A 14885-nucleotide genomic window follows, 5' to 3' on the forward strand; every position below is an offset into this window, starting at 1 on the left:
TTAACCAAACCAAAAACCAATTATGAACATTGAACAATTATCAAAGAAAAAAATAAAATACAATCTTGTATTTTTATTTTTCCTGAATTTCTTTTTGATGAATGCCGTGAGCGCACAATCGACCATTGTTGAAGGGAAAATTACAGATGCTAAAGGATTATCCCTGCCAGGGGTAAATGTGCAGGAAAAAGGAACTAAAAATGGTACTTCTACAGATTTTGAGGGAAGTTTTAAAATTAATGTTACCAATAATAAAGCTACATTAATAATTAGCTATTTAGGTTTTCAAACGCAGGAGGTTAGTGTTGCGGGAAAATCTAAAGTAAATGTGAGTCTTTCAGAACAATCGAATGCACTTACAGAGGTAGTTGTTGTAGGATATGGTTCAGTAAAGAAAACAGATTTAACAGGAGCGGTAAATACTTTATCAGCAGCTAAAATTACAGAACGAAATGTGACAAACCCAATGGAAGCAATCCAGGGGGGAATTGCCGGGGTACAGGTTACTTCAAATTCAGGTCGTATTGGTGATGGTTTTAGTGTGATTATTAGAGGTGCAAACTCGATTAACAAAGACGGTTCTAAACCACTTTTTGTAGTTGATGGAGTTCCAACGGATAATATCGACTTTTTGAACCCGCAGGATATCGCGAGAATGGACGTCCTTAAAGATGCTTCATCAGCCGCTATTTATGGTTCAAGAGGAGGAAGCGGTGTAATCATCGTAACAACAAAAAGTGGAGCAAACGCTAAAGCCGGAGTAGTTGTGTCTTTTGATACTTCTTATGGAAATAAACAAGCTGTGAGATTACCAAAATTAATGAGTCCGGAAAAATGGTGGTATTACCATCAATCTGCTTTCCTGGCTACCACTATTTCAGCTACAAATCCAACTTATATGGATATTGATGCTACAGAATTAAATACGGCTGTTGGACAAGCGGGTACAAATCCGGTTTTATTTCAAAGAGTAGCAAATAATAAAAGTTTCGATTGGCAGGATGCTGTTCTTAAAGGCGGTATGATGTCAAATAACTATCTAAATGTTAGTGGTCGTGCAGATAATGGGCTTTCTTATAATTTAGGTTTAGGAGCACAAAAAGAAACCGGAGTGATTGATAATGAAGGAATTCATAAATACAATTTCAAAGCAGGTTTAAATCATAAAGTAAATGATAAGATTTCATTTGGAGCAAACCTTACGATCTCTAAAACCGAAGAGCAATTGGGTAGCGCAACTGCAATGCAGGAGGCTTTTAGACAAAACCCATATACATCTCCATGGGCAATTGATGCTGCAGGTAATGAAATAGTTGGAACGTATGCGCAACAACCGGGTACATTGAGATATCCAAACGGAAATCTTGCGATTAATAAAACAGGTTCTTACAATCCGCTTTTAGAAATTAAAAACTCTAGTGACGAGATTAACAAATGGATCACAATTGGAAATATTTTTGCAGAATATAAAGCAACGAGCTGGTTGTCATTTAAATCTACATTTTCTGTTGGTAAATTAGATGCAAGAGAAGGAAGATCTTCCGGAGCTCAAACCGATTTTGGTCTTAAAAACAAAAGTTTACCTTCTGGTGACGTAACCAATACATCGAACTTTAATTATACTTGGGATAACCAGTTTAATATCAATTATACATTAAAAGAAAATCATGTATTTAGTTTCTTAGGACTTCAGAGTTTTTATTCCAATACAACAGAAACTTACTTTCAGTCTTCAAGAGAAAACCCATTCGAAACAAGCTTTTATAATTTAGGCTCAGGGGCACAGGCAACCTACAATTTAACACCTTCAGGGGTTGTGTTTATTCCATATTCTAAAAACACATTAGAATCTTATGCCGCGCGTCTTAACTATGCTTACAAAGGGCGTTATTTATTAACAGCTTCTGTGAGATATGATGGTTCTTCTGTTTTGGCAGAAGGAAATAAATGGACAGCATTTCCATCTGTAGCTTTAGGATGGAATATTCATCAGGAAGGATTCATGAAAAATGCTTCTTTTGTCACTAATTTAAAATTGAGAGGAAGTGTTGGTTATACAGGAAATGATAATGTAAGCCCTTACTCAAGTTTAAGTGTTTTAAAAGTTCCGACCTATTATGATTTTAATAATACAGTGGCAAACGGATATACATCTGCAAGTTTAGGAAACACGGAATTAGGCTGGGAAAAAACCAGAGAGGTGAATTTAGGTTTAGACTTTGGATTTGCTAAAAACAGAATTTCAGGTAGTGTCGATGTATACGACAGATTATCTAAAGATTTATTATTCCAGCAAGCATTACCATTAGAAATCGGGGTACCTACTATAACTTCAAACGTTGGTTCTGTTAGCAATAAAGGAATCGAGGTTGCTTTGGTAACTAAAAATGTTCAGACCAAAAATGTATCATGGGAAACTAGTTTTACATTCACTAAAAATGTAAACGAATTAGTTTCTATCTACGGACAAGATCAGGTTGATGATGTTGGAAACAATTTATTTATTGGAGAAAATATTCACTCTTACTACAACTATGTTTTTGATGGAGTCTGGCAGGAAAGCGAAGCTGCAAAAGCGTTGACTTATGGTCAAAAACCAGGTGAGGCAAGAGTAAAAGATTTAAACAACGACGGAAAAATTGATGCTAATAATGATCGTGCTATTTTAGGAAATTACGATCCGAAATGGTCAGGAAGTTTTTCAACAACTTTAAAAGTTAAACAATTTGATTTGTCGCTGTCTTTGATTACAAATCAGGGAATGACAGTATTTAGTGGTTTCCATGACAATTTTGCCGACGTTACAGACAGAGGTCGTCAAAAATTAGATTTAGGAGATTGGTATATTCCTGCTAACGGAGCGGGTATTGCACAACAATATTCAAACACAAATCCGTTACCACGTGGTGCAGGTGTTTATTATGATACAAACAATGTTGCTTTCTATAAAGATGCATCATTCGTAAAAGTGCAAAATATAGCAGTAGGCTATAGCCTTGATAATGATTTGCTTAATAAACTGAAACTTAAAAGCATGCGTTTTTATGTGAATGTATTAAATCCGTTTGTATTTACTGATTATGAAGGATACGATCCAGAGTGGGCAACTGCAGCTTTAGCAGTTAACCGTGTATCTACAATGACGGTTCAAATGGGATTAAGTTTAAAATTTTAAATTAAAGAAAATGAAAAAAGTTATCATACTTATAGGAATTCTAACCCTTAGTTTAAATTCCTGTTCAAATTATATAGAAGAAGACAACCGTTCTTATGGTTCAGCAGAACAGTACTTTATTACGGGGCCGGGATTTGAATCCTTAATGAATACAAATTACGCTACATTAAAAGATATTTATGGTGGAGACCCGTGGTTGTTTGAAGCGGGTACAGATATGTATTCTGAAGGAAGAAATCAGGAACCGGAAGGATTAAGTAAATACTTGACATTATCTTCATCTTCTGCAGGTGTAGATCAATTGTACAGAACTTGTTACACTGCAATTCAGCAAGCCAACAAAGGATTGTATTATTCAACAATAACAGAAAAAACGAGCACACTGGATACCAGAATTGGAGAACTAAAGTTTCTAAGAGCAAATGCTTATTTCTTATTGGTTCAAACCTATGGAGGAGTTCCAATTGTATTAGACAATATTAATACAGCGGTGACTTCTTTTAACAGAAATACAGCAGAAGAAGTTTATACACAAATTTTAAAAGACCTTAACGAATCTCTTCCGGCAGTAAGTACAGCAGCCTATAGCGGTAGAGTAAATAAAAGAGCCGTGCAGCATTTATTGGCAAAAGTTTATTTAACAAGAGGATACGAAACTTTTGGAACTCCGGCAGATTTTACAACAGCAGCTTCGATTGCAGATCAGGCTATTAATGGTCAGGCGTTAAACGTAACTTTTGATAATGTGGTAAAACCAGGAAACGAAATGAATCTTGAGACTATATTTTCGGTACAGTTTTCAATTGCTTCAAACGCAACCGGTACAACATCTTTGGGTAGTTCACAAAACTACTGGTTTAGCTCTTATTTGGGTGCAGCAGCATCAGGAAATCCTTATCCAAACAGAAGTTATACACTTTGTCCAACCGTTTATGCCCTATCTTTATTTGAAAAAGGAGACAAACGCTGGGAAGGTAGTTTTATGAATGAAATCTACAGCAGATACTATGATTATTATGATGTAGCTGATAAGGCAGCATTGAAAATTACAGATTTCTACGAACCAAGCTGGTTTACAGCAGCAGACAGAACAGCCTGGAATACGGCCAATGCATCAAGAAAAGCAAATGCAGCCACTTTTAGATACCATAACTGGGGAACTTATTCTTCAGCAGCAGCATCTGGAGGAGATTACAATCTGATTCCGGTTCGTAAGTTTGATGATCCAAAAGCACCATATAGTGGGGCGACAAGTGCAAATTACAATACAACTCCAATTACTCCTGCAACAAATAGAAGCAGTACACGTGATTTTATTATCTCACGTCTTGGAGAAACGTATTTAATTGCAGCAGAAGCTTATTTTAAAGCAGGTGAATCTACAACAGCTTTAGCTCGTTTAAATGAAGTAAGAAGAAGAGCCGGAGGCGGAGTAGCAGGAACAATTCCTGTTCTTACCTCAATTAGCATCAACACCATATTAGATGAAAGAGGAAGAGAATTATTAGGAGAATATCACCGTTGGTTTGATTTGAAACGTACTGGAACATTAGTAGAAAGAACAGTTTTATATAACCCAAAAATTACTAATGCAAGTGTATTTAACGGACAAAATGGAAACCTTAAAATTTTAAGACCAATTCCTCAGTCAGCATTAGATTTAAACAGAAATAAAGATTTTCCTCAAAATCCTGCTTATTAATTGTGGTAATTAGTGTTAGTAATTTGATAATTTTTTGAGGAATTGTTTTTTTGAAGCAGTTAAAAAGGAGTTTGATCCCGTATCAGACTCCTTTCTTAACTAAAATAGAGACTCTGAATGAAGCTATTTGTGTTATTTTTATTGTTATTTTTAAAAGGTATTACAGCACAATGCCAATATAGTATTGATACTTCATACACAGAAAAAAGCACTTACAATAAACTCATAAAGCAATATCCTTTTATTACAGTAGTAAAGGAAAAAAAGAATAAAAATGTTGATCAGATAAACGATGTTGTTTATGATCAAAAAGAAAACAGAGCATTACATTTAGATGCTTATTTTTATAAAAAGAAAAAAGAAAATCCTGCCGTAATTATGATTCATGGTGGCGGATGGAGATCAGGAAATAAAAACCAAATGCAAATTTTAGCACAGGAAATTGCCTCAAAAGGGTATTCGTGTTTTGCAGTTGAATACAGATTATCACTAGAAGCAAAATATCCCGAAGGGATTTATGATATTAAAAACGCAATTAAATTTATAAAAGATAATGCTGCTAAGTTTCACGTTGATTCAGACAAAATAGCTGTTTTAGGATGTTCATCAGGAGGTCAGATGGCTGCTTTGATTGGTACAACAAATGAAAATGCAGCTTTTGAAGATTCAGTTTTTAAAAGTAAATCTTCTTCAAAAGTACATGCAATTATTGATGTAGATGGAATTCTGGCTTTTAAACATCCTGAATCGAAAGAAGGAGAAATGGCCTCTTTTTGGTTGAAAGGCTCTTACGAAGAAAATCCTGAAAATTGGAAAAATGCATCGGCCTTAAGTCATACCGATAAAAATACACCTCCAATATTGTTTATCAACAGTAGTTTTGAGAGGTTTCACGCCGGGAGAGATAATATGATTGCAATTTTGAATCAGAATAAAATATACAATGAAGTACAAACCATCCAGAATTCACCGCATTCATTTTGGTTTTTTCAGCCCTGGTTTGATGAAATGAATAAATACATAATACATTTTTTGGATAAAATATTTAAATAATAATAAAACGAATGAAAGCAAAAATCACCGCAGCAGTCTTATTTTTAGCTGGGATTACAGCAGTAAATGCCCAAAAATACGACATCAAAAAGAATAAAACATATGCTGAAATATCAGCAAAAACAGATGGAAAATGGGAAGCGCGAAAATATATTGGTGGTACAGTTTTTAAAAATGTTGACAGACTAAAACTGGCACCGGAACATACAGATCATTCTTTTGATATTCGTTATGAAGGTCCAGGTTGGGAAAACAACCGTATTGGATACCGTTTATATTTAGACTGGAGAAATGCGATTGATATTTTTGGAAAGAAAACCTCAGAGAATATTCTGCCAAAGGTAGGACAGGATAATTTTGATTCTTATCATGAAATGAGCGATTGGGGAGCTGATATTCTAAAAGCTGGAAAAGGAATCGGAATTGGATCAATTGATCGTTATTTAAACAATGAAAAACTGCACTTTAGAGAAGTAGATTCTACGATTGCAACTGTATTTAACAAAGAGAAAGAATCTATAGTAAAAGTAAATTATTATGGATGGAAAACAGCTTCAGATAAAATCGATTTTACTTCGGTTTTAACGATTAAGCCAGACGATCTTTATACCAAACATACCATTCAGGCTTCAAAAGAAATTAAAGGAATTTGTACCGGAATCGTAAAACAAAAGAATACAGAATTGCTTAAAAAAGAAAGTAAGAACAAAAAATGGGCCTACCTGGCGACTTATGGCGAACAATCTTTGGTTCCGGATAAATTAGGAATGGCTATTTTTTATGAAGTAAATACAATCGAAAGTACTCAGAATACAGATCTGGATTATCTGTTAGTATTTAAACCTACGACCAAATCAACTTCGTTTTATCTATTAGGAGCCTGGGAACAAGAGGTAAACGGAATTAAATCTAAGGCAGATTTTGTAAAGTATTTAGATGAAAAATTAGAAATTTTGAATAAAAAAGGTAAAATGTAATTTTATGTACAAATCAGTTTCTGCTAAGATCACTTTTATAAATTATGCGATTGTTTTACTGCTCTTTTTAAGTAGTAAAACAATAGCCCAAAATCAAAACGTTTCAGATACAGCTACTATTTCTTACCAGCTAAAATGGTCAGAAAGAACAGCGCTTTCCATCTTAAGCAAATACCCAAATGCCTGGCAGCTTGATGGAAATGAGAAACCAAAATGGGATTATAAAATGGGTTTTGTATTGTCTGGTTTTGAGAAATTGTATCAAAAAACAAACGACAAAAAATACCTGAATTATATCAAAGATTATGTTGATATAATGATCGACAGCACGGGACATATTAAAAAATACGAACAAAAAGAATACAACATCGATTGCTTAAATCCTGGAAAACTGTTGTTTAATTTATATGATGTAACAAAAGATTCACGCTATTATAAACTTATCGGGGAATTAAGAAATCAGTTGGAAACCCAGCCAAGAACACCAAGTGGAGGATTTTGGCACAAACAAATTTATCCCAACCAAATGTGGATTGATGGTTTGTATATGGCTGAGCCTTTCTACACTCAATTTACAATTAAATATGAAAAAGGCAGAAGTTTAGATGATATTGCCAAACAGTTTGAACTGGCACAAAATCATCTAACAGATCCAAAAACAGGTTTAGTTTATCAATGTTGGGATGAAAGCAAAGAGATCGCCTGGGCAAACAAACAAACCGGAACTTCGCCAACGATTTGGGGCAGAGGTATTGGTTGGTATATGATGGCTTTGGTTGAGACTTTAGATTATTTTCCAAAATCGCATCCAAAATATAAAATTCTGGTTAGCTATCTGAATCAGATTTCAAAGAATGTAAATCAATACAAAAGCGAGTCAGGATTATGGTATCAGGTTGCAGATAAACCGGAATTGTACGCAAATTATGTCGAGCCATCTGCATCTGCAATGATTATTTATGCTTTTGCAAAAGGAGCAGACAAAGGATATTTAGCATCAAGTTACAAATCGACCGCAAAAAAATCATTTGACAGTTTTATCAAAGAATTTGTAAAAATTGATAAAAAAGGTGAAGTAAATATTCTAAATGTTTCGCCAAATGTAGGTTTGGGAGGAAAACCTTTTCGTGATGGTACAAATGATTATTACCTGAACGGAAGAACAAAAGAAAATGGTGCAATTGCTTATGGAGCATTTTTGCTAAGTGCAATTGAATTGAATAAATAAGGATTAACAAAGAAAAATTTTAAAATAGCAAAAATGAAAAATAATAGAAGACACAATTATTTTACAGCTGCAGCTTTAGTTTGTGTAATGGCGTTTACCAGTTGTAAAGTAATTTCTCAGGAAACTGTAAATAAAGATATTATTATTTCTAAGGACTTAAAATGGTCAGATAAAATGGCTTTAACGTTAATGAAACGTCATCCTGAAGCCTATATGATTGACGACTCAAAAACACCAAAATGGGATTATGTTCATGGTTTGGTATTACATGGTTTTGAAGAATTGTATAAAAAGAATCCCGATTCAAGATATCCGGTTTATATAAAAGGATATGTAGATGCTCTTGTACAGAATGACGGTACAATTAAAACGTATGAGCTCGACAAGTATAATATTGATATGGTGGTATCCGGTCGTTTGCTTTTTAATATTTATGAAACGAGTAAAGAAGAAAAGTACTTAAAAGCAATGCAATTATTGCGCAAACAAATAGCAGAACAGCCAAGAACACAAAGTGGCGGTTTCTGGCATAAAAATATTTACCCAAACCAAATGTGGTTAGACGGGTTATACATGGGAGAACCGTTTTATGCACAATATACCGTTACGTTTGAAAATGGACAAAATCTGGATGACGTAGCAAAACAATTTGAGCAAATTCAGTTGCATGCTACAGATCCAAAAACGGGATTATTATATCATGGCTGGGACGAAAGTAAAAAAATGCCATGGGCAAATAAAGAAACCGGAAACTCACCTAATTTTTGGTCAAGAGCTTTAGGCTGGTATGTTATGGCTTTGGTTGATGTTTTAGATTATATGCCAAAAGATCATCCAAAACAGAAAGAATTAGTTCAGTATTTAAACAGCGCTTGTGCAGCTGTAGCTAAATACCAGGATAAATCAGGATTGTGGTATCAGGTAACAGATAAGGGCGGTAAAGAAGGAAATTATCTTGAAGCTTCTGGTTCTTCGATGTTTGCATATGCTTTTGCAAAAGGAGCAAATAAAGGATACTTGCCTGCAAAATATAAAAAACTGGCTAACAAAGCATTTGACGGTTTAACTACAAAATTAATTAAAGTTGATGCTGATGGCGGAATTACTTTAACTCAGGCGTGTCAGGTTGCTGGTTTGGGCGGAACTCCATACAGAGACGGTTCATATGAATACTATGTGAAGGAAAAAAAGAAAGATAATGATCCAAAAGCAACAGGACCCTTTATTTTGGCTGCTGTAGAATTGAATAGGTAATTTTTTAATTTGTCTTTAGTAAATAGTCATTAGTAAATAGTTGGAATGTTGGCAATGTTTGTCATTTCTCATAATGACAAAAAAAGACGGTAGAGTGTGAACCTGACAGGTTTTCAAAACCTGTCAGGTTTAATAAAACAAGAAATTGTGGTTTAAATGAAAAGCATAAAAATTATCATATTGTTCTTCTGTATTTTTTCTTTTCAAAAGAATACAGCACAAGTATGGATACCCGATAACGGAGACGGAACTTACACCAATCCAATTATTCATGCCGATTATTCAGATCCCGATGTTGTCAGGGCCGGAGATGATTTTTATATGACTGCTTCGTCCTTTAATTGCATTCCGGGTTTACCGATTTTGCATTCAAAAGATTTGGTGAACTGGAAGATTATTGGTCATGCCTTAACAAAACAAACACCGGTAGAAATATTTGATAAAGTGCAGCATGGAAACGGAGTCTGGGCACCAAGTATCAACTTCCATAACAATGAATTTTATATCTATTATCCTGATCCGGATTTTGGAATTTACATGATTAAAGCCCAAAAGGCAGAAGGTCCGTGGTCAGAGCCTGTTTTGGTTAAAGCCGGAAGCGGACTTATAGATCCTAGTCCGTTGTGGGATACAGATGGAAAAGTTTATTTGGTTCATGCGTTTGCGGGGAGCCGTGCCAAAATCAAGAGCTTATTGGTGGTTTGTAGTATGAATCCGGAAGGGACAGCAACAAACAATGATGAAGTCATGGTGATTGATGGTCACGATGGGGAAGGAACAATCGAAGGACCAAAATTTTATAAAAGAAACAACTATTATTACATTTTTGCTCCGGCGGGAGGAGTCTCAACAGGCTGGCAAACGGTTTTAAGATCCAAAAATGTATTTGGCCCTTACGAAAAGAAAAAAGTTTTGGAGCAGGGAAAAACAAACATCAATGGTCCGCATCAGGGTGCGTGGGTACAAACACAAACGGGTGAAGACTGGTTTATACATTTTCAGGATAAAGGCGCTTACGGACGAATTATGCATTTACAGCCAATGAAATGGGTAAATGACTGGCCAGTTATGGGAGAGGATTTTGACAAAAACGGGATCGGCGAGCCGGTAACAACTTTTAGAAAACCAAATGTTGGAAAGAAATATCCAATTGAAACTCCGGCAGAATCAGATGAGTTTACTATACCAAAATTAGGATTGCAATGGCAGTGGCAGGCAAATACCCAAAACAATTGGGGATTTCCAACGAGTTTAGGATATCTAAATTTATATTGTTTGCCAACTATCAAAGACAATAAGAGAATTTTTGAAGCACCTAATTTACTTCTTCAAAAATTTCCTGCTGAAGAATTTACCGTAACTACAAAATTGACGTTTAATGCAAGATTAAATGGAGAAAGTACCGGTTTAATTATTATGGGATTAGATTACAGTTATTTATCGCTCAAAAATGATAATGGCAAATTATATCTGAATCAGAAAACAGGAAGTTTTGATAAAAAAAATGAAGAGACAGAAACAAGTCCGATTTTGATATCTAACAACACAATTTATTTAAGAGTTAAAATTCAAAAAGGAGGAATTTGTAGTTTCTATTATAGTTTAGAGGATAAAAAATATCAATCAATTGGAAATAATTTTATTTCAAAAGAGGGAAAATGGATTGGCGCCAAAGTTGGCCTTTTTGCTTTGAGCGAAAAAATTACTAACGATTCCGGAAGTGTAGCAGTCGATTGGTTTAGAGTGACAAAATAAAGCAGTAAAAAGGTTTTTTCGGGATTCTGAAAAAAAACGAGGGATATAAAATGCTTTTGCGAGACGATTTTTAAAAATCAATGCTATTGTATATTTTGTAAGAAAAAGATTTCTTAAAAAAGATTTAAATCGGTTTTTATTTTAAAAAGAGCATTTGATTATTATAAAGTCAATATTTAAACAGCATAAAAATAAATTTAAGAGCGAGAAAGAATTATGATGATTCAATTAAAAAAAATAGCAGTACTTTTTATAGCATTGTTTAATGTTGGTCTGCATGCTCAGAATACCTACAAAAAATGGCCGGACGTTATTCGTAAAAATGAATCGTCCTGGTTTGGATCTGAAGAAGCTAAGAAAATAGCCGAAAATGCGTTGCTTTACCAAAGGGATATTGGAGGCTGGCCTAAAAATATTCAAATGCAGAATGAGCTGACTCCTAAACAAAAAAAGGATTTAATTGCACTTAAAAAAATGGATGTGGAAACCACAACTGATAATGGTGCAACTTGTCAGGAAATGCTTTTTATGTCAAGGATGTATGCTCAGGTAAAAGACGAGCGTTATAAAAAATCGTTTTTAAAAGGACTGGATTATTTGTTAGAGGCACAATATGCTAATGGTGGCTGGCCACAGTTTTATCCGTTAAAAAAAGGATATTATACGCATATTACCTACAATGACGATTCGATGGTAAATATTCTGAATGTTTTGAAACAAATAAGTGAGGAAACAGATTTTTACAGCATTAAACCCTCTAAAGAAGTGGTCGAAAAAACGAAAAAAGCTTTTGATAAAGGAATTGACTGCATTTTAAAAACGCAATACAAACAAAACGGTGTTTTAACAGCCTGGTGCGCTCAGCATGATGAAGTTACTTTGGCACCTGCAAATGCAAGAGCTTTTGAGCTAGCCTCATTAAGTGGATATGAATCTGTAAAAATTGTATTGTTGTTAATGTCACTTGAAAAGCCGACACCGGAAATTGTTACGGCAGTAAAAAGTGCAGTCGCATGGTTGGAGAAGACAAAAATCACCAATTTGGAAGAAAAAAGAATTCTCAATGAAGAAGGAAAAATTATAGAGAAAAAGATGATTCCGACAACAAATGCTGCACCAATCTGGGCTCGTTTTATGGACTTAGAAACTAATGAACCTTTCTTTTGTGATCGCGACGGAATCAGAAAAAAAGCATTAGATCAAATTGGTTCAGAGAGACGAAATGGGTATTCGTGGTATTCAGACGCGGCTAAAGAAGTATTAAAATTATATCCTTCCTGGGCAATTAAGAACGGGACAAAAGTTTCAGCTTCAGATAAAAAGAATATATCCCTAATTACTGTTGCTCAGGATGGTTCGGGAGATTTTACCAAAATTCAGGATGCTATTTATGCTTGCCCTGCATTCCCTTACGAAAAAATTACCATTAGTATAAAAAATGGAATTTATAATGAAAAAGTCAGAATTCCGGAATGGAATACTAATGTTGTTTTGCAAGGCGAAAGCAAAGAAAAAACAATCATTACTTTTGATGATAATTTTTCGAAAATCAATCTGGGAAGAAACAGTACTTTTTATACTTACACCGTTTTAGTAGAAGGAGATGATTTTTCTGCTTCAAATTTAACTATTAAAAATGCATCTAGCGATAATGGTCAGGGTATAGCATTATCTATAGTTGCCAATCGTGCCAGAATTTCGAATTGTATTATTTCAGGAAATCAGGACACCTTGTATCTGTCTGGAAAAACGTCAAAACAATATTTTGTAAACTGTTATATAGAAGGTACAACTGATTTTATTTTTGGAAGTGCAACAGCTTTGTTTGAGAATTGCGAAATTCACAGTATAAAAAGCTCTTATATAACGGCTGCTTCAACGCCGGAAGGAATTCCTTTTGGATTTGTTTTTAAGAATTGTAAGCTTACAGCAGCACTGGCCGCCGATGCAGTTTATTTAGGAAGACCATGGCGCATTTATGCTAAAACAGTTTTTATAAATTGCGAAATGGGAAAACAAATAAAACCGGAAGGCTGGGAAAACTGGTCTAAACCCGAGGCAGAGAAAAAAGCTTTTTATGCCGAATATAATTGCAGTGGCGAAGGATTTCAACCTTCAAAAAGAGTACAATGGTCTTATCAGCTTAAAAAGACAGAGGCTGAAAAATACACAACAGAAAACATTTTGAATGATGCAATATCCAATTGGTATTCAAAATAAATCAGATTACAATGAACTTTAAAATTTTCCTTTTTTTATTGATTTCCTGTACTGCTTTTGCGCAGAAAATGGAATTTCCATCGACTAAAGTTGATTCTGTTATTAGCAGAATTCAGCTTCCGGTCTTCCCTTCATTCGAAATAAATATTGCAAAACTTGGTGCAAAAGGAGATTCTATAACCAATACTAAAAAGGCTTTTGATAAAGCGATGGCTCTATGTAAAAAAAATAATGGAGGAACTATAATTGTTCCAAAAGGAATTTATAAAATCAATGGTCCAATTCATTTTGTAAGCAATGTAAATCTGAGAATAGAAAAAGGAGCCAAAATTAAATTCAGTGACAATCCGCAGGACTATTTGCCAATGGTTTTAACAAGTTGGGAAGGAACAATGCTCTACAATTACAGTCCGCTTATATATGCTAATAATTGTACTAATATTGCTATTTCCGGAGAAGGAACAATTGATGGAGAAGGAGGTAAGATCTGGAAAACTTTTAAAGCAAAAGAAGGTGCAGGAAAAGAACGAAGCCGTGAAATGAATCACAATAAGGTGCCTGTAAAGGATAGAAAATTTGGAGAAGGCTATTTTTTAAGACCGCAGATGATTCAGTTTTTTAAATGCAAAAACATATTGGTAGAGAATATCAGAATAGAAAATTCTCCGTTTTGGTGTCTCCATCTTTTAAAATCAGAAAGTATAACCGTTCGCGGAGTAAGTTATAAATCACTAAATCATAACAACGACGGAATAGATCCTGAATATGCTAAAGATGTTTTAATAGAAAATGTAACGTTTAATAATGGTGATGACAATGTTGCCATTAAAGCAGGAAGAGATCATGAAGGAAGAGCCAATGAGGCAACGCCAAGTGAAAATATAGTAATTAGAAATTGCAATTTTAAAGGATTGCACGGAGTTGTTATTGGAAGCGAAATGTCAGCAGGAGTACAGAATATTTTTGTTGAAAATTGCAAAACGATTGGATATTTAAAAAGAGGAATCTATTTAAAGACAAATGCAGATCGCGGAGGATATATCAAAAATATATTTGTAAATAATATTCACTTAGACGAGGTAGAAGACTGTATTTATATTACAGCAAACTATCATGGAGAGGGAAAAGGTTTTCAATCTGACATATCAAATGTACATTTCTCTAATATTAACTGCAATAAAGCATCAGAATCCGGAATCGTAATTCAGGGATTTCCCGATAAAAAAATCAGAGGTATATCTTTCAGTAATATCGAAATCAAATCAGCAAAAAATGCATTATCAAACGAAAATGCAGAAAATGTTTTAATGACAGATGTTTTTATAGGGCAGAGAGCGAGTGTGCCATCGGCGGTTTCAAAACCGTAGAGACGCACTGCAGTGCATCTTTTAGGTTTGGAGAGGCAAAGGCTCAAAGGTTTTCCGTAGAGATGTATCGCTTTGTCCTTGTGAGCAAAGTCGAAGGACATTTTGCAACGTAAAGGTCTTCGACTACGCTCAGACAGACAAATGTAGAAATAGA

The 14885-nt window shown here is 34.5% G+C and carries 9 protein-coding genes; all 9 read left to right on the forward strand.

What is annotated here, in order from left to right; all coding sequences use genetic code 11:
- Positions 1–22: 22 nt before the first annotated feature.
- The 9 genes from OLM51_RS11370 (at position 23) to OLM51_RS11410 (ending at position 14731) form a co-directional block, all read left to right on the forward strand.
- Positions 23–3175: a SusC/RagA family TonB-linked outer membrane protein gene (locus OLM51_RS11370; RefSeq protein ID WP_264550737.1), complete on the forward strand. Its 3153-nt coding sequence runs from the start codon at positions 23–25 to the stop codon at positions 3173–3175.
- A 10-nt stretch (positions 3176–3185) separates the two neighbouring features.
- Positions 3186–4877 (forward strand): RagB/SusD family nutrient uptake outer membrane protein, encoded by a 1692-nt coding sequence (locus OLM51_RS11375; protein ID WP_264550738.1) that lies wholly within the window; start codon positions 3186–3188, stop codon positions 4875–4877.
- A 117-nt stretch (positions 4878–4994) separates the two neighbouring features.
- Complete coding sequence (locus tag OLM51_RS11380) at positions 4995–5930, forward strand: alpha/beta hydrolase (RefSeq protein WP_264550739.1); 936 nt, start codon at positions 4995–4997, stop codon at positions 5928–5930.
- Between the two features lie 11 nt (positions 5931–5941).
- Entirely contained in the window at positions 5942–6907 is a 966-nt protein-coding gene (locus OLM51_RS11385; RefSeq protein ID WP_264550740.1) for a DUF4861 domain-containing protein, read from the forward strand.
- Positions 6908–6911: 4 nt separating this feature from the next.
- Positions 6912–8135, forward strand: coding sequence for a glycoside hydrolase family 105 protein (locus tag OLM51_RS11390; protein ID WP_264550741.1), 1224 nt, complete (start codon positions 6912–6914; stop codon positions 8133–8135).
- A 33-nt stretch (positions 8136–8168) separates the two neighbouring features.
- Complete coding sequence (locus OLM51_RS11395) at positions 8169–9389, forward strand: glycoside hydrolase family 105 protein (RefSeq protein WP_264550742.1); 1221 nt, start codon at positions 8169–8171, stop codon at positions 9387–9389.
- Between the two features lie 156 nt (positions 9390–9545).
- Complete coding sequence (locus tag OLM51_RS11400; protein WP_264550743.1) at positions 9546–11144, forward strand: glycoside hydrolase 43 family protein; 1599 nt, start codon at positions 9546–9548, stop codon at positions 11142–11144.
- Between the two features lie 219 nt (positions 11145–11363).
- On the forward strand, positions 11364–13364 hold the full coding sequence (gene pelA / locus OLM51_RS11405) for a pectate lyase (protein WP_264550744.1): 2001 nt from the start codon (positions 11364–11366) through the stop codon (positions 13362–13364).
- Positions 13365–13375: 11 nt separating this feature from the next.
- Complete coding sequence (locus OLM51_RS11410) at positions 13376–14731, forward strand: glycoside hydrolase family 28 protein (protein WP_264550745.1); 1356 nt, start codon at positions 13376–13378, stop codon at positions 14729–14731.
- Positions 14732–14885 lie beyond the last annotated feature (154 nt).

The sequence above is a fragment of the Flavobacterium sp. N2038 genome, assembly GCF_025947185.1.
In the GTDB taxonomy this organism is placed as follows: domain Bacteria; phylum Bacteroidota; class Bacteroidia; order Flavobacteriales; family Flavobacteriaceae; genus Flavobacterium.

Bases quoted from the DNA above. Each gene is read 5' to 3' on its own strand.
- OLM51_RS11370 (WP_264550737.1), top strand. From the start codon at position 23: ATGAACATTGAACAATTATCAAAGAAAAAAATAAAATACAATCTTGTA.
- OLM51_RS11375 (WP_264550738.1), top strand. From the start codon at position 3,186: ATGAAAAAAGTTATCATACTTATAGGAATTCTAACCCTTAGTTTAAAT.
- OLM51_RS11380 (WP_264550739.1), top strand. From the start codon at position 4,995: ATGAAGCTATTTGTGTTATTTTTATTGTTATTTTTAAAAGGTATTACA.
- OLM51_RS11385 (WP_264550740.1), top strand. From the start codon at position 5,942: ATGAAAGCAAAAATCACCGCAGCAGTCTTATTTTTAGCTGGGATTACA.
- OLM51_RS11390 (WP_264550741.1), top strand. From the start codon at position 6,912: ATGTACAAATCAGTTTCTGCTAAGATCACTTTTATAAATTATGCGATT.
- OLM51_RS11395 (WP_264550742.1), top strand. From the start codon at position 8,169: ATGAAAAATAATAGAAGACACAATTATTTTACAGCTGCAGCTTTAGTT.
- OLM51_RS11400 (WP_264550743.1), top strand. From the start codon at position 9,546: ATGAAAAGCATAAAAATTATCATATTGTTCTTCTGTATTTTTTCTTTT.
- pelA (WP_264550744.1), top strand. From the start codon at position 11,364: ATGATTCAATTAAAAAAAATAGCAGTACTTTTTATAGCATTGTTTAAT.
- OLM51_RS11410 (WP_264550745.1), top strand. From the start codon at position 13,376: ATGAACTTTAAAATTTTCCTTTTTTTATTGATTTCCTGTACTGCTTTT.